At 60.2% G+C, this 400-nt stretch carries 1 protein-coding gene; it reads left to right on the plus strand.

Translation table 11 applies throughout. The features are described from left to right. A partial coding sequence (locus CIL05_RS23000; RefSeq protein ID WP_165769195.1) for an alginate export family protein occupies positions 1–400 on the plus strand: 400 nt, incomplete at both ends.

Here is a 400-nt window from a genome sequence, read left to right on the forward strand (position 1 = left end):
GACGAGACAATGTCCGTTTCCTTGACGCCCGCGGCGACGAGAAACGTCACGTCTTCGACGCTCGCTTCGCCGGCAAGTGGCAGCAAATCGACTGGGATCTCGAGGGAATGGGCCAACTCGGCACGGTCGGCGCCAAGGACATCCGGGCCTGGGGCGTCGGAGCACGCGCCGGCTATACGTTCGAACAGGCCGCATGGAATCCGCGGATAGGACTGCAGTTCGACGCGGCGTCCGGCGATCATCATCCCGGCGATAACATTATCGGCACGTTCAACCCATTGTTTCCCAACGGCTACTACTTCACATTGGCCGGATTTACCGGCTACACCAATCTGATCCATCTCAAGCCGTCGCTCACGGTGAATCCTGTGGCAGCATTGTCCATCATGGTTGCGGCGGG

Source organism: Virgibacillus profundi (assembly GCF_002287375.1).
Lineage (GTDB): Bacteria > Bacillota > Bacilli > Bacillales > Amphibacillaceae > Virgibacillus_K > Virgibacillus_K profundi.